This is a genomic window from Sphingobacterium anhuiense (genome assembly GCF_042686355.1).
GTDB lineage: Bacteria > Bacteroidota > Bacteroidia > Sphingobacteriales > Sphingobacteriaceae > Sphingobacterium > Sphingobacterium anhuiense.
This window is the reverse complement of record NZ_JBHUPE010000004.1, coordinates 806167-822589: the sequence shown is the minus strand read 5'-3', so window position 1 is coordinate 822589 and position 16423 is coordinate 806167. Positions and strand designations below refer to the sequence as shown.

Annotated in this window: 10 protein-coding genes; 4 read left to right on the top strand and 6 right to left on the bottom strand. The window is 37.7% G+C overall.

The features are described from left to right. Nucleotides 1–11: 11 nt before the first annotated feature. Together cysD and ACFS6I_RS09075 are read left to right on the top strand one after the other, a co-directional pair. Complete coding sequence (cysD, locus tag ACFS6I_RS09080; RefSeq protein WP_132768218.1) at nucleotides 12–902, top strand: sulfate adenylyltransferase subunit CysD; 891 nt, start codon at nucleotides 12–14, stop codon at nucleotides 900–902. Between the two features lie 45 nt (nucleotides 903–947). After that, the gene (locus tag ACFS6I_RS09075; RefSeq protein ID WP_165905833.1) at nucleotides 948–2192 is read left to right on the top strand and encodes a sulfate adenylyltransferase subunit 1; all 1245 of its coding nucleotides are present in this window, start codon (nucleotides 948–950) and stop codon (nucleotides 2190–2192) included. 101 nt (nucleotides 2193–2293) lie between these two features. Here ACFS6I_RS09075 and ACFS6I_RS09070 read toward each other — a convergent pair whose 3' ends face one another. The 3 genes from ACFS6I_RS09070 to ACFS6I_RS09060 form a co-directional block, all read right to left on the bottom strand. After that, the gene (locus ACFS6I_RS09070; RefSeq protein ID WP_380919802.1) at nucleotides 2294–6853 is read right to left on the bottom strand and encodes an efflux RND transporter permease subunit; all 4560 of its coding nucleotides are present in this window, start codon (nucleotides 6851–6853) and stop codon (nucleotides 2294–2296) included. Nucleotides 6854–6876: 23 nt separating this feature from the next. Further along, nucleotides 6877–7986 (bottom strand): efflux RND transporter periplasmic adaptor subunit, encoded by a 1110-nt coding sequence (locus ACFS6I_RS09065; protein ID WP_380919800.1) that lies wholly within the window; start codon nucleotides 7984–7986, stop codon nucleotides 6877–6879. A gap of 110 nt (nucleotides 7987–8096) precedes the next feature. Then, the gene (locus ACFS6I_RS09060; protein WP_380919798.1) at nucleotides 8097–8474 is read right to left on the bottom strand and encodes a hypothetical protein; all 378 of its coding nucleotides are present in this window, start codon (nucleotides 8472–8474) and stop codon (nucleotides 8097–8099) included. Between the two features lie 846 nt (nucleotides 8475–9320). On the opposite strand from ACFS6I_RS09060, the gene ACFS6I_RS09055 reads away from it, so the two are divergent. Both ACFS6I_RS09055 and ACFS6I_RS09050 read left to right on the top strand, forming a co-directional pair. After that, nucleotides 9321–9851, top strand: coding sequence for a YceI family protein (locus ACFS6I_RS09055; protein ID WP_380919796.1), 531 nt, complete (start codon nucleotides 9321–9323; stop codon nucleotides 9849–9851). A gap of 40 nt (nucleotides 9852–9891) precedes the next feature. Further along, a complete protein-coding gene (locus ACFS6I_RS09050) occupies nucleotides 9892–10233 on the top strand; it encodes a HopJ type III effector protein (RefSeq protein WP_380919794.1) in 342 nt (113 codons plus the stop codon). Between the two features lie 66 nt (nucleotides 10234–10299). On the opposite strand, the gene ACFS6I_RS09045 is transcribed toward ACFS6I_RS09050, so the two are convergent. The 3 genes from ACFS6I_RS09045 to ACFS6I_RS09035 all read right to left on the bottom strand — a co-directional run bounded on the left by ACFS6I_RS09045 (nucleotide 10300) and on the right by ACFS6I_RS09035 (nucleotide 16263). Then, the gene (locus ACFS6I_RS09045; RefSeq protein ID WP_380919792.1) at nucleotides 10300–11538 is read right to left on the bottom strand and encodes an efflux RND transporter periplasmic adaptor subunit; all 1239 of its coding nucleotides are present in this window, start codon (nucleotides 11536–11538) and stop codon (nucleotides 10300–10302) included. A gap of 5 nt (nucleotides 11539–11543) precedes the next feature. Further along, nucleotides 11544–15866, bottom strand: coding sequence for a CusA/CzcA family heavy metal efflux RND transporter (locus ACFS6I_RS09040; protein ID WP_380919790.1), 4323 nt, complete (start codon nucleotides 15864–15866; stop codon nucleotides 11544–11546). 85 nt (nucleotides 15867–15951) lie between these two features. Then, nucleotides 15952–16263, bottom strand: coding sequence for a DUF6660 family protein (locus tag ACFS6I_RS09035; protein WP_380919788.1), 312 nt, complete (start codon nucleotides 16261–16263; stop codon nucleotides 15952–15954). Between the last annotated feature and the right edge of the window lie 160 nt (nucleotides 16264–16423).

Sequence of the window (16423 nt, the reverse complement as noted above, 5' to 3'; positions counted from 1 at the left end):
AGCAAGATTAAATGGATTATTTAGATCAACTAGAAGCAGAATCAATCTATATATTACGTGAAGTGGCCGGGCAATTTGAAAATCCTGCGCTCTTATTTTCTGGTGGAAAAGATTCGATTACTTTGGTTCATTTGGCATTAAAAGCATTTAGACCGGGTAAATTTCCTTTTCCACTGGTGCATATTGATACAGGTCACAATTTTCCGGAAACCATTGCATACCGCGATTGGTTAGTAGAACAGATCGGTGAAAAACTGATCGTAGGACATGTGCAAGATAGTATCGATGCTGGTAAAGTTGTTGAGCAAAAGGGAAAAAATGCCAGCAGAAATGCTTTACAGACGGTGACTTTACTGGATACAATTGCTGAAAATGGTTTTGACGCCTGTATTGGCGGGGCACGTCGTGATGAGGAGAAAGCAAGAGCTAAAGAGCGTGTATTCTCTGTTCGTGATGAATTTGGACAGTGGGATCCGAAGCGCCAACGTCCTGAATTATGGAATATCTTTAACGGAAAAATCAATAAGGGCGAAAATGTCCGCGTATTTCCAATATCAAACTGGACGGAACTGGATGTTTGGAATTACATCAAACGGGAGAATATTAAACTTCCAAGTATTTACTTCAGTCACGAGCGTGAAGTGATCACCCGGAATGGCCAATTAATGGCAGCTGCGTCTTTCTTAAACATCGATGAAGAGGATGTTGTGGAAACAAAATCAGTTCGATTCAGAACAGTCGGTGATATGACCTGTACTGCAGCTGTGGACTCGCAGGCTACTGCCTTAGATGATATCATTGCAGAAATAAAAGCCTCTACAGTAAGTGAGCGTGGTGCCCGAATGGATGATAAAGTTTCTGAAGCGGCAATGGAAGACCGAAAAAAACAGGGATACTTCTAAGGAGCAATGCAATAAGGTTTGGTGACTAATACAAAAATCTAGAAAATGAAAATTTTAAAATTTATAACGGCTGGTTCTGTTGATGATGGTAAAAGCACATTGATAGGCCGTTTATTATATGATACAGATTCGATACTGGACGATCAACTTGAAGCGATAAAAAAGGCTAACCGCAAAAATAATGATGGGACTGTGGATCTAGCAATTTTGACCGACGGATTGAAAGCTGAACGTGAACAGGGAATTACGATCGATGTTGCTTATAAATACTTTCAAACAGAGCACCGCAAATTTATCATTGCTGATGCACCGGGACACATACAGTACACACGCAATATGATAACAGGGGCTTCTAACTCTGATCTCATCATTATATTGGTCGATGCGCGTAAAGGAGTTATTGAGCAAACAAAACGTCATTCTTTTTTAGCAAAACTACTTGAACTTAAAAAAGTTTTAGTGTGTATCAATAAAATGGATATGGTGGATTATAGCCAGGAAGTGTTTGAAAACATTAAAGCTGATTATCAGACCTTAGCGGAACGTTTAAAATTGACTGATGTTGATTTTATGCCGGTTTCTGCACTAAAAGGTGACAATATTGTGCATCCTTCGGAACATTTGACTTGGTATGAGGGACCTTCTTTATTGTCTTATCTCGAGACGATAGAATTTAAAGAGGCAGATCAGCAAGCTTGGCGTTTACCGGTGCAATGGGTGGTAAGGCCACAGACCGAGGAGTTACATGACTACAGGGGATATGCTGGACGTGTTGTTGGTCATGGTCTAAAAGTAGGAGATGATGTGCTAATTTTACCTTCTTCTATTAAAAGTAGCATCAAAAGTATAGAACTAGCTGGAGTAGATTTGCAGGAAGCGGAAGATGGCCAGTCGGTTATTGTCCATCTTGCAGATCATGTTGATATCAGCCGTGGTGATACCATTGTAACGGCTCAAAATTCGGGTTTAGTGGAACGTAATTTTGAAGCGAATATCTGCTGGTTTGACAACAAGGCTCTGGATACGAATCAGATCTATCTTTTTCAGAATTTCGGTAGAACGACAAAGGTGAAAATAAATGAAATCATTCATAAAGTTGATATCAACAACCAGGAATATAAGTATGGTGAAGGGATAGCTCTGAATGATATAGGCCGTGTACAGATTAAGGCCGCTGAAGATATCTCGTTTGATCTTTACCAGGATCACCAGGCAACCGGCAGGGGCATTATCATTGACCCGCGCACTAACTTAACAGTTGCGGCTGTTATGATTGAAAGCGTTGCCTAACAGGCGAGGGGGGATAGAAAGTTAAGCAATTACTTTTTAATTAACGTGAAAAAGGGTGGTCTTATTGGCCACCCTTTTATCATTAACATTTTTTTTTATTCTTATTTCCAGCCTCCACCTAAAGCTTTGTATAACACTAATTGATTTAAGATCTTTTCTTCTAGAATATTGACCTGCTCAATTTGAGCAGCAAGGGATTCTCTTTGACTGGTGATGATCTCTAAGTAATTGATACGGCCTGCCAGAAATAAATCATGAGCGGAATTTACGGATGATTCTAAGGCAACGACTTGTTCATTTTTGTGCTGAAAGCGTTCAATAATATGATCTTCTGTCAGCAAGGCATTGGATACTTCGTTATAAGCCTGTAAAACAATCTTCTCGTAATTCAAGAATGAAATACCATAATTTCCTTTGTACTGCTCATACTGCGTCTTTAATTCTCTTTGATTAAAAATCGGAGCTGTAATGCCACCGAATAAACCGTAAGTTGCCGATTTATTGATGTCAATCAGTTTATCGAAGCTAAATGAATTTAAGCCGATAAAAGGAGATAAGACCACTGCTGGTAAAAAAGCTGCTTTCGCAGCATGAACTTCATGCATGGCCGAAACCATCTGATGAGAGGCTTCGCGGATATCTGGTCTCAATGCAAGCATTAATGCGGGATCTCCAGAAGCCAATTTATCAAATAGGTGTACTTCTTCCAGCTGAATTGCAGTACGTTCAATAGGCTGATTCACACGTCCAATAAGGAAATTGATGTGATTTTCGAGAATACTGATTTCTTGCTTCGTCTTAGCACGATCTGACTTGGAGTTTGCTAGAATAGCTTTAAACTGCTGAACAGCTAATTCGGTCGCTCGACCCGCTTCTTTTTGTACTTCAATAATAGCTAAGGCTTTTTCCTGCAGTTTTAGATTTCTTTCAAAGACTGCTAACTGATTATCCAGACTGATGAGCTGATAGTATGCAGAACCAATATTGGTCACCAATTCGGTCGCAATCAATTGCTTTGCTTCAAGCTGTGCTAGATAATTCTCGTACGATGACTGTCTCAGATTTTTTAATTTGCCCCATACATCGATTTCCCAAGAACTGCGCAGTCCTACAAAATAATCTGGAATAGCAGGTGATGGAATCTTTTCGTCTGATTTTAAGTTTTCTGAAAAGTTACTATCGTAGTTACCAATGCCTTCTTCGGTATAAAAGCCATATTTTGTCAAACCTGCGCCAACTTCAGCATTTACTTTTGGAAATAGCGCAGCTTTTTTCTGTTTGAAGCTTGCTTGAGCAATCTCAATACGCTTTATCGCCATTTGTAAATCATAGTTATACAGTAATGCTGAATCCACAAGGGCAATCAGTTTTTTATCTTCAAATACTTTTCTCCAAGAAATCTGACCTATCGAACTATCGGTTTGCGCATTTGCCGGCGAAAATTTTTCGGGCAATGCTGTCGCTTGCATCGGTGTCAGCTTTTTAGGAACAGAACAGCTCGATATTAAAATAACAGCAAGCACAACAGAAACTACTGTTGCTAATTTCTTCTTCTTAACTTTTGTTGTTCTTTTTGAACAGAGAACATAAAGTGCAGGTATAATCAAAACACCGATTATGGTTCCGATCAACATACCTCCAACGGAAGCGGTACCAATTGTTCTGTTACCGATAGCACTTGCTCCAGAGGAGAACATCAATGGAATAAGTCCTGCCACAAAGGCAAATGATGTCATTAAAATTGGTCTTAGACGTGCTATCGCACCGTCGATCGCGGCCTCCACAATGGACATGCCCTGTTTGTTTTTGAGTACTGCATATTCGACAATCAAAATGGCATTTTTTCCTAAAAGCCCAATCAGCATGACGAGTGCCACCTGTGCATAAATGTTGTTTTCTAATCCCAATAACTTTAAGAATAGAAACGCTCCGAACATACCGGCGGGAATACATAAGATAACAGGTAAGGGCAAGAAGAAACTTTCATACTGCGCCGCCAATAGTAAGTAAACAAACAATAGTACTAAGGCGAAAATGTAAATAGTCTGATCGCCAGAGGCAATCTGCTCTTTAGTCATACCTGACCATTCAATACTATAACCTTGCGGTAAGCTCTTCGCAATCTCTTGAATAGTTTCAATTGCTTGTCCGGTACTGAATCCAGATGCCGGCTGCCCATTGATCATGGCGCTTGTAAACATGTTATAGCGTGTAATCTGTTCAGGTCCAAATACGCGTTTCATGGTAATAAAGGCTGAGTAAGGAACCATTTCGCCATTATCGGTTTTCACAAAAAGATTTAAAACATCTTCGGGCTGTTTCCGATAATGTGCGTCTGCTTGCACCATTACTTTATACATCTGTCCATAACGAATGAAATTGGTGGCGTAGAAGCTACCCATAAGTGTTTGCAATGTATTCATTGCATTATCCACAGATATTCCTTTCTTGGCTGCTAAATCGTAGTCAATTTCCAACATATACTGCGGAAAGTTAACATCAAATCCTGAAGAAACGCTTTCTATAGCTTCGCTGGCGTTTAGTTTATTCATGAATTCTTCCAACACAACAGCCGTTTTATTGAGATCTTCAGTTCCTGTTTTATCCAGTAAACGAACCTCAAAACCTGCGGCATTACCAAAACCGGGAACGGTAGGCGGAGGGAAGAACTCGATCTGTGCATCTGCGATATGTGCTGTTTTTTCTTTGAGTTCATTCATCACATCATCAACTGTCTGCGCACGGTCTTCCCAAGCTTTTAAATTGATCATTCCCATACCGTAGGATGAACCTGATACTTCTGTCAAAATACTATATCCGGCAAGAGTTGATACCGTTTCTACAGACTCTAAACTTCTTGATATACGATCTACTTCATCTAACGCTTTCTCTGTTCGATCAACTGTAGCTCCTGGAGGTGTTGTGACACTGACATAGACCATACCTTGATCTTCTGTGGGAATAAAACCGGATGGTAGGATCGCACTTGTTCCCCAAGTTGCTACGAAAGATAATACCAGAACAAGCACTGTAAGTCCGCGACGACTTACGGTTTTCGATAAAAATCCACGGTATTTTCCAGCTAATTTGTCGTAAGCTTGATTGAATTTTTTAAAGAAACGTGTCATCCAATTATTTTTCTCTTTCTGATCGTGCGGATTCTTTAACATGATCGCACAGAGTGCAGGTGTTAATGTCAGGGCATTGATACCGGAGATAATAATAGCTGAGGCCAATGTGAGTGAAAACTGTCGATAAAAAATACCAACCGGTCCATCAAGGAAGGCCACGGGTATAAATACGGCAGACATGACCAAAGTGATGGCAATTACAGCAGTTCCGACTTCTTTCATTGCCGCTAGCGTAGCTTCCATAGGTGGAAGATTTTCTTCTTCCATTTTGGCAAATACGGCCTCGACGACGACAATACCATTGTCAATTACAATTCCGATCGCTAATACGAGTGCAAATAGTGTCAATAAGTTGATTGAGAATCCGAGCATCTGCATACAGAATAGTGAACCGATCAAACTCACCGGAACAGCTAAGATCGGGATCAATGTCGCTCTAAAATTCTGTAAGAATATAAATACGACAATAAACACCAATAAGAATGCTTCAAGCAGGGTTTTGATAACACTGGATATCGATGCATCTAAAAAGCGGGAAACATCATAACCCATTGTATATTTCATACCTGCGGGGAATGTGGCTTTTTGTAATTCCGCCATTCTATCTTTAACACGTTTGATGACATCTTGTGCATTGGATCCTGGCAATTGCTTTAACATGATGGAAGCCGAAGGTCTACCGTCAGTTTTAGAAACCATTTCGTAATCTAATGAGCCGAATTCGATCTCAGCAACGTCTTTTATACGGATAATAGAACCATCTGCATTTGCTCGAATGGGTACATTGGCATATTCTTCCGGTTCCGAGAATTTTCCCGGATAACGAAGTACATACTGTTGCATATTGACCATTTTATCCGAACTGATACCGGTCTGACCAGGGGCAGCTTCGATATTTTGTTTACGAAGGGAAGCAATTAGTTCGTCGGTTGAGATGTTGTAAGCCGCTAACCGATCAGGTTTGACCCAAACACGCATCGCGTAATCTCGCATACCCATAATCTGTGCAAAACCAACGCCCTCAATACGCTTCAATTCCTTTAAAACATTGATATCTGTAAAATTGTAAATAAAACGTTCATCAGCAGTTTCATCTTCAGTATACAGATTGAGATACATCAACATACTGTTTACTTCTTTTTCTGTGGTAACACCTGCGCGTGTCACTTCCTCGGGAAGCTCATCTAATACTGTTGTTACCCGATTCTGCACATTAACTGCGGCAATATCGGGATCAATTCCAACTTTAAAAACGACTTGAATGAGTGTTGTTCCATTGTTAGTGGAAACGGTATTCATCGAGGTCATACCTGCAACACCATTGATCGCACGTTCCAGCGGAATGGCAACAGCATTGGTACTGACTTCCGCATTTGCTCCTGTGTAATTTGCGGTAACAACGACCGACGGAGGTACAATATCTGGAAACTGGGTAACAGGTAGTGTAAATAAGGCCAATAATCCTAGTAACGTTATAAATAATGAAATTACCAACGATAGGATAGGCCTTTTTATATAAACATCAAACATAAAATATTTTTAAAACAAAGTTTTTATAACTTAACAGGGATTACTTCCACCTTCATACCATCCTTCAAGGATTGTACACCTTCGTATACGATCTGATCTGTATCAGACAGACCTCCATTCACGATATAGTAATGCCCGACACGTTGGCCAGCTTCAAAAGATTTCATCGAAACAGTTTTATCTTTATTTAAGATATAGACGTAAGTTTTATCCTGAATTTCAAAAACAGATTTTTGATGTACAAATCTGGTATCGCCGGTCTGTATTGGAACAGAGATTTTACCTGAAGCACCATGCTTTAACATGCCCTGCGGATTTGAAAACCTAGCCCGTAAAGATATTGATCCTGTGTTCTTCTCAAATTCACTCTCAACAATGGATGCCTTTCCAGGATATGGGTACGGATTACCGTCAGCGAGGATCAGTTTTACATCTTTGTTAAAAGAGTCTTTGTTAAACGATGAGTCAGATACAATACTTAAGTACTCATTTTCAGAAATATCAAAGTATACATTTACTTCGTTAAGTGAGGAAACGGTAGTTAGTAAAGAACCTTGCTCTAAGAGTGATCCTTCTTTTAGGGGAATACGATCAATCTTACCATCAAAAGGAGCACGTACTAATGTGAAATTCAACTGCGTTTTAGCTTGTTGCATGATCGATCTTGCTTCTTCGACCTTTGACTCCGCAGCTGTATATTGTAATTTAAGTAATTCGACTTCTGTTTTACTTACGATGTTTTTCGCGGCTAGATCTTTCGTACGTTCTAACTCAAGAACCACTTTTTTGACATCTGTAAGTGCTGCATTAAAGTTGGCTTTTGCGCGCGCATAATCGGCTTTATATTCTTCATCACTGAGTCTGAACAATACTTGACCTTTCTTTACTGCAGCACCTTCATCCACATAGATGTGTTCTAAAAAGCCACTTAAACGTGATCGAAGTTCAATATTTTTGACTGATTGTATATCAGCAATATAGTCTTTATAAATTGTGGTATCCATAACAACTAAATTGGATACAGGTACTTTTTTAGGAGCTGTACTTACCTGTTTATCATTGCTTTTGGCTGTGCAGGCAGATAAAATCGCTAGGCATGACAATGCATACCAAGACATGGAACGTGTTTTCATATAAAAAATAAAATGTTAACGAATAGAATAAATCAATATAAAATATTGATTATTAGAAAATTAGACTATTAAAATCTAATTTAAAATTAAAAAATAGGGCAGGGGGTAAACTAGAATAAACTGTATCGGTAGAGATACTGATAGTAACCTGATAAGCAGGCATTTTTCTTACTGTAAAGCGGGTGCTTTTTCTGTTTTAAAATTGATAATGCAGAATAAACAAGTCCCAGAACGAAAATAAAAACGGATAAAATCTGAGGATTAAAATTGAAAATACGATAATCGTCAAACTGAACTTCAGAATCTTTTTCAGGAATTTCAATGGGAATATCCAACACATCGTCAAGAACAAATTCAAGTAATGAATCTCCAGTAAAATATTGTGTGGAAATATTTGATGCACGCGTATTGGTATTGACGCCAGCCTGATAAAAAAGGATGTTCAAGTAACCAAATAATGCCAAGAAGTGAAATATTTTAATCCACATAAAAAACAAATATATAAAATCAAATAGTTATGCTGGAACAACCACATAAATATTACAAAAGAAAAACATTGTCTTAATATTTGCTGCAGCTGTATTTTGTCCAAATTCCTAATCGCTGAGATTTCAATAAAAAAAAATGAACGGACAATTGTCTAGATAATCAAAATCTCAGAAATGGTTTTTTAGAATTTAATTTCGCTGTTTTTTGTAAAATGTCCGAATTTAAAAATTTATTTAGAGTTCATCTGGTTTGAATTGTATTGAAGTTAGCCGCATAAGATGAACAGTAATATGCAGGTGGTATTTTGATTAAGTCATACAGATTAATATTGATTGATTCTTTACCACAATAAGCCTTTGGTGGTATATCACATGAATAAGGATCTTATAAATAAAATAATTCCACGTATGAATGAAGCTAGCGCCATTATATGGAACCATTGTAAATGAGCATATTAATAAGTCATATAATTTATATTATGTTAAATAGAAATTATATGATCATCCCCTTTATACATTTATATCTAAAATTTGTTTACCAAAAATGACTATTTCGCAACATCGTATTTAAGTTCATCTAGGTGTTTTTAAACAAATTATTACTGCGCTATATCAAGCTACTACAATACAATTTATAATCTTCAGCATCTTTTAAAGAATGGTTTTATACGAGATTTTGATTCATCTATGACAGCTAGGTATATCGATGTCGATTGTTTTAAATTTCATTTCTCTACTGTTATCAGATTGATTCTTTTTGATTCTTAATACCGTTATATGCTATTGAATATCATGCTTTTATTTTGTAAATTAGATCATCAATGTATCTGTAAATGTGTAAATCGTATGAAAAAATCAAAATGGATTATAGACTCTGCCCACTCCTCGGTACAATTTCGTATTACTTATTTGGTAATAGCCTCTATCAGAGGAAGTTTTAACACTTTTAACGGTTTCGCTGAATGGGGTGAGCATTTTAAAGAAGCCTCTATACAATTTAATATTGATGCAAACAGTATCAATACAAATGTGGAAGAAAGAGATAAACATTTGAAAAGTGCTGATTTCTTTGATACAGCACAATACGCGACAATTTCATTTAAATCCACTAGTTTTAAAAAGATTAAGGGTGAGAAATTTAGACTGGAAGGCCATTTAACCATGCATGGTCATACAAAATTGGTGGAGCTACAAGTGGAATATAATGGTAAAATAATTGATCCACAAGGTCAGGAAAAAATTTCATTTGAGGTGACCGGAAAAGTGAGCCGATGGGAATTTGATATGAAATATAATTCAGTTTTAGAGGCCAATAGTCTCTTAATTGATGAAGATATTGATATTTCAATTCAATTGTTACTCAATAAAGAGCAATAAATTTATTATTTTGCGTGTGTAAATTAAATACTGTATCAAAATGGCACACGAACTTTTGGCAAAACTGGCGAATAAAGAAATTATTTTTTCAGATGTTTTGAACTACATAGCAGCTCGTTATGAGCACACCCCTACTGCATTTACTAATGGAGATCAAGTAAATCAAGAGACGGAAAATCAAGGCAGTGCAAAGATTCTTGCTTTTGCTAGTTTAAACAATTTAGATAAAGATCAGACTCTTGCCCTATTTGCGGAGCATTATGAGGCTGTTTTAAACGATCCTGATGGTGATAATCATCAAAACATACGTCAGTTTATGATTAGTGGCTGGGATGGCGTATCGTTTAGCGGTGTTGTTTTAACACTAAAATTAGAGGCCTGATAGTAAAAAAGCCGTTATTTTCATAACGGCTTTTTTTATGCGATAAAGCTTGGAACTTGTCATTGACTAATGCGAATGTTCTCCGGAATTAGTCATTTTGGCTAATAAAAAGAATGCTCCTTTTTGAACAATCTTCGTATGTTCGTCTAATTCTTTTATAGGAGTAATTGCGGTATATCCTCTTGAGGAAACTCCTTTAACAACCGGAACTCTTTCATATTCGTTACCTACTTCTCCATGCTTGTGGTCCGCATGATCTTCGTGACTATGGGTATCAGCTTCTTTTGCTTCTGATCCATGTGCTTTATGGTCTTCCTTTAATATGAAAATATAATCTTTACCTTCGGCACTTACAATACAATCTGTGGGAACAGCAAGTGATTTTTCATCTCCAATAACAACTGTACCTTGAACCTGCATGCCATTAATAAGTCCTTCTTTGTTGCCTAAAACCTGGGCATGAACTGCGATTGCATTGGTCTCTTTTTCAAAAGCCTGTCCGAGCTGATCTATTTTTGCTTCATATGAAGCATTGGCATTATTAACAGGAGAAAATAGAATTTTTTGCCCTTTTTTCACTTTTGAGAAATCTTTTTCATATACATACATATCCACATGCAATGCATCATTATTGACAATTTCTAAAATTGGCGAAGACGCCTCGATACGCGTTCCAATCAATCCTTGAATCGAAGCCACCACTCCCGAAATTGGCGCCTTAATCGTAATTTGTGAAGAAATGTGCAAAGACCCTCCTCCGGATGACAACTGTCGTGACAAACTGTTCTTTTGAGCTTTCAAATTGGCCAGTTCGACCTCAACTTGCTGTAGCTTTTTTAAAGGGGCAGCGTTTCCTTCTACTAATTCCTTCTGACGGTTGACTTCAATCTGAGTTAATGAAATTTGATTGTTAATCAGTTGTAATTGCTCTTGCATTTTAATTAGATCTGGATTGAGCACTTTGCCTAAAATCTGTCCTTTCTTAACAAAATCTCCCGGTCTAGCGTAAAGTTCTTCCAAAACTCCACCATATACAGATGTCACGTAGGCTTTTTTATCATTCGGCACATCAAGCACACCATTGAGTACTAAACCATTACTTAGCATCTGATAGGATAAATTTGTATAGGTTAATCCTGCCTGCTTTTCTTGGGCTGCTGTCAATGTAAGCGCCTCTTCCTCATGCTCTTGCTCCCCTTTCTCTTCTGTTTGCTGTTTTTCAGTTGAAGTATTGGTTTGACATCCTAGAGCGATTACGCTACTAGCAAAAAATAAACTATATCGAATTAAAAACTTTAGTTTCATGATACTTAATTTGAATGGTAATATTGATATTGAATCACACTTTGATTGTACGCATTCAAAGCTGTTAGGTAATTTATTTTTATATCAATGGACTGTGATAGAAATTGGATAAGATCTGCGTAACTGATTTCACCACTTTGATAGGCTAAATTGGCAGCTTTCATAATGCCCTCGGATTGCTTTAATCCTGATTGTTCATAAAACTGCAATTGCTTCTCATTTTTGGTGATTTCTTTCTTTGCATTACCTTGTTGTGCTGTAAGGCTTATTTTCAGCTGCTCCAATTCTTGTCTTTCTATTGCAGTCTCCAATTCAGCTATTTTAACTTTATTATGGTAATATTTATTAGAAAATAAAGGCATATTCATTGTTAGTGATATACCGGTAACAGGATTCCGTTGTCCCCAGAGTTTTTGGGAGAAAGCTCTCCCAGAAAAATCTGGCAACTTGGTTTTTTGCTCCATTTTGGTATTTGCTTCAGCCATCTCTATTGATTTCTGCTGTATTTTAAGCAAAGGATGATCACCTATTGAATTTGGCAATTGAAAAGCACTTATTTTTTGCAGCGCACTCTGGATCGGTAAAATCAAGTTGTTGTTATTTAATAAAACGCTGAAGTTTTGTGCGGCAATGGCTAAATCCTGCTCATTTTGCAGCATAATGGTTTTATTTTCTTGCCATTTTGTTTCTGCTGCCATCTGCTCCAAACCGGCGGCTTCCCCTGTTTTTACCCGAAGTTTTGCGGATTCAAATAATTTTTGATGGGTACTGTCCAGCTGTAGAAAGAAAGCTTGTCTAGCTTCTAGATAAATAAGCTGATAGTAATTTAAAGATACATCCCTTATCAGTTGTTTTTTCGCATCTTCTCTTTGCTCCAAAACCATTTGGGCATTCTTTTTTAAAAATTCTTTTCTAGCCTTATAAAACCCTGGCCAGGCGAAATCTTGACTTAACCCAACTTTCCATAATCCATTTGGCTCTAAAGGGGAGAAATCTTCATTCTCTACAAAAATTCCTGTTTTGCCATCGAAAGATTTCTGTTGGTCAATCTGTGATTTTTCAAGTTCTAAAGCCGTGTTTTTAAAATTGAGATTGGCGTCCAAAGCTTGTGCTATCGCTTCTTCCAATTGAATCCTTTTTGGATTTTCTTGCGCTAAACTTATTGTAGAAAGTGATAAGAAAGCCAGCACTAATGATGTTATGATTGTCGATTTCCCTATTTTCATTTTCTTAGTATTAAAAAATAAGACATATAAACAAGGTAATACAAAAAGTGTCAAAAATGTTGCAGACAACAAACCTCCTATGACAACTGTTGCCAACGGTTTTTGTACTTCTGCTCCAGCTCCTGTACTTAGAGCCATTGGTAAAAACCCCAATGAAGCCACTGTCGCAGTCATCAACACTGGTCTGAGTCGAATTTTTGTTCCTTCCCATACCCGCTCAAATACATCGGAAATTCCTTCCTTCTCCAATTGATTAAATGTGGAAATTAAAACAATACCATTCAGTACAGCTACTCCAAATAATGCTATAAACCCTACACCTGCGGAAATACTAAAAGGCATATCGCGGATTAATAGTGCAAATACTCCACCTATTGCACTCATAGGTATGGCTGTGAAAATTAGTAAGGATTCTTTAATTGACCTAAAAGTCAGGTAAAGTAATATAAAGATAAGCAACAATGCGCCCGGGACTGCCAGTGCTAATCTTTTAGAAGCTGCATTTAGATTTTCAAATGTCCCACCGAAAGTATAGTAGTAACTTGTTGGCATCACATCCATCTTTGTCAATTTTTCCTGAATCTCATTTACTACTGAAGTAACATCGCGCTCTTTTATATTAAATCCGATCACGACAAGTCTCTTCCCTGATTCTCTGCTGATTTGTGCAGGGCCATCTTTTATACTAATGGTTGCCAGTTGGCTCAATGGAATCTGATCTCCATCCCCAGTTAAGACTGGTAGGTTTTCAACATCGGCCATTGACGTTTTATATGCGCTATCTAAACGAACAACAAGGTCGAATTTCCTTTCATTCTCATATATCGATCCTGTGCTTGTGCCAGCGAAAGACATAGCAATAACTTTATTTAAGTCCTTGACTGTTACGTTGTGCAGGGCTAACTGTGTTCTGTTGTAAACAATCGAGATCTGTGGTAGTCCTGTTGTACGTTCAATCTGTGGTGCTGAAGCTCCTTCAACACTTTGTACAACTTGACCTACGCGACTTGCAATCGTTGCAAGTGAGTCTATATTTTCACCAAATATTTTTATGGCAACGTCCTGTCTCACACCTGTCATCAATTCATTAAATCGCATCTGAATAGGCTGCGATGCTTCAAAGAATACACCTGGAATGACGGAAAGTGAATCAAGCATGCGCTCTGCTAGTCCCGTATATGTATCCCCGGATTTCCATTCTGACATTGGTCTCAAGGTGATAATCATATCTGTTGCCTCGGGCGGCATTGGATCTGTCGGGATTTCGGCACTACCTGTTTTGCCTACAACAATTTTTACTTCGGGAAATTTTTTAATAATTTTCGCAGCCTGCATGGATGTTTCTATACTCTGTGAGAGTGAAGATCCTTGTGGTAAAATACAATGAAATGCATAATCTCCTTCTTGTAATTGCGGTATAAATTCACTGCCCATTTTACTAAATAGGAAGCCGGAAAAACCTAAGAGTGCTACTGTTAATAATAATAGTGTTCTTCTTATGCGGACAGCCTTTTGAACTAATGGTGCATACCATTGTTGCAATTTGGCCATCATCTTATCGGCGAAAGTAATTTTGTGGTGAGGCTTTTTGGATAAAAACAGTGCACTCATCATCGGTATATAGGTGAGTGATAATAATAGCGCTCCTATAATGGCAAAGCTAACGGTTTGCGCCATAGGGCCAAACATTTTCCCTTCGACCCCTACCAGTGTTAATATGGGTATATAGACAATGAGGATAATAATTTCACCAAATGCGGCGCTATTTCTGATTTTTGAAGATGATTGGTATACTTCCTCATCCATCTCAGCCTGATTCAGGACATGCTTACTTTTTCTAAGCCCCAGATGATGCATAGTTGCCTCCACGACAATTAAGGAGCCATCGACAATTAAACCGAAATCGATAGCGCCCAGACTCATAAGGTTGGCACTTACCCCAAATAAACGCATCATTCCTAATGCAAACAACATTGATAATGGAATTGCCGAAGCTACAATTAAGCCTGCTCTCAGGTTTCCTAGAAAAATGACTAAAACAAAAATGACGATCAGGGCACCTTCAATCAAATTTTTCTCAACCGTTCCAATAGCACGATTAACCAGATCTGTTCGATCTGAGAAAGCTTCAACTACAACATCTTGAGGTAGAGATTGTTTAATTCTTTCGAGTTTTTCCTTTACTGCTGCGACTACTTCTGCGGAGTTCTGGCCTTTTAGCATCATAACAATGCCGCCTACGGCTTCTTTTTCTCCATTATAAGTCAGTGCACCATAGCGTACTGCAGCACCTTCACGTACTTCTGCGACATCCCTAATATAAATAGGGAAGCCATTTTTATTTTTTACGGCAACATTGCCGATATCTTCCATGGATGTCAAAAGACCAATACCCCGTATAAAATAAGCACTGGGTTTTTTATCTATATATGCGCCACCTGTGTTTTGATTATTTTCTTCGAGGGCTGCAAATATTTCATTGATTCCGACACCGGTAGCTTTTAATTTATAAGGATTAACAGCAACTTCATACTGTTTTAGTTTTCCACCAAAACTATTGACTTCAGCAACACCAGGCGTTCCATATAGTTGTCTGGCGATAATCCAGTCTTGCATTGTTCTGAGATCTGTGGCAGTATACTTTGATTCAGCCCCTTTTGCAGGGTGAATGACATACTGATAAATTTCACCAAGTCCCGTACTAATCGGCGCTAATTCTGGAATTCCGAGACCTTCCGGTATATTTTCCTTTGCTTCCTGCAGTTTTTCGCTGATCAATTGCCTTGCAAAATAAATATTGACATCATCGTCAAAAACTGCGGTAACAACTGAAAGTCCAAATCTGGATATCGAACGTAATTCTACCAGATCCGGTAGATTTGTTAATTTTTGTTCGATCGGATATGTGACGAATTGCTCCACCTCTTGCGTTGCTAAGGCCGGAGAACTTGTGATTATTTGTACTTGATTATTGGTAATATCTGGATTAGCATCTATGGGAATGTGCAATGCACTCCATAGTCCCCAGATGATCCATATCAGTGTAAAGAGTCCGATAATAATTTTATTACGGATACTGAACCTGATGATTGCGTTCAACATAATATTTTACTTAAAATAGCTATACAAAATGCTCATCTTGTAGATAAGCGAATGAAATGTAGTCAACTAAGACTTTGTCGTAAAATTATGCGAGCTGGGGCGGTTGCCAAATACTAGAGTAATCAAACGAATATAAATTGGTTTCGTACGCAATTTTTCGTTTTGATTCTAGTAATACAATAATAAAGGAAATGGTATTTGTTTGTTCGATATTCAATACAGTAGAACAACAAGAGCAGATGCAAAAAGGTGAGCAATAGTCCTGATGTTCATCAGAATGGCCCTTATCTTTTGTTCCGGCTATGTGTATAGCGGTGGCCTCCTGCACTTGGTCTGCACAAGGAACCATCGTTAACCCGATGAAGTATAAGCATAATATATAGACGAATATCTTCAAATTTATCGATTGAATCTACTACAAAAATAATAAATTAATCAAGAATATGAAATTAAACGGCTATTTTTAATTTTCACACATAACCGCAAGTTTTTATAAAAAAAATGTAATGAAATAAGATTAATTTTTATATATTAGCAATTCAAAAGGGAAAATTTAC

Coding starts and splice junctions, on each gene's coding strand:
- ACFS6I_RS09040 (WP_380919790.1), bottom strand. CDS start 15,866: ATGTTGAACGCAATCATCAGGTTCAGTATCCGTAATAAAATTATTATC.
- cysD (WP_132768218.1), top strand. CDS start 12: ATGGATTATTTAGATCAACTAGAAGCAGAATCAATCTATATATTACGT.
- ACFS6I_RS09060 (WP_380919798.1), bottom strand. CDS start 8,474: ATGTGGATTAAAATATTTCACTTCTTGGCATTATTTGGTTACTTGAAC.
- ACFS6I_RS09055 (WP_380919796.1), top strand. CDS start 9,321: ATGAAAAAATCAAAATGGATTATAGACTCTGCCCACTCCTCGGTACAA.
- ACFS6I_RS09065 (WP_380919800.1), bottom strand. CDS start 7,986: ATGAAAACACGTTCCATGTCTTGGTATGCATTGTCATGCCTAGCGATT.
- ACFS6I_RS09045 (WP_380919792.1), bottom strand. CDS start 11,538: ATGAAACTAAAGTTTTTAATTCGATATAGTTTATTTTTTGCTAGTAGC.
- ACFS6I_RS09070 (WP_380919802.1), bottom strand. CDS start 6,853: ATGTTTGATGTTTATATAAAAAGGCCTATCCTATCGTTGGTAATTTCA.
- ACFS6I_RS09050 (WP_380919794.1), top strand. CDS start 9,892: ATGGCACACGAACTTTTGGCAAAACTGGCGAATAAAGAAATTATTTTT.
- ACFS6I_RS09075 (WP_165905833.1), top strand. CDS start 948: ATGAAAATTTTAAAATTTATAACGGCTGGTTCTGTTGATGATGGTAAA.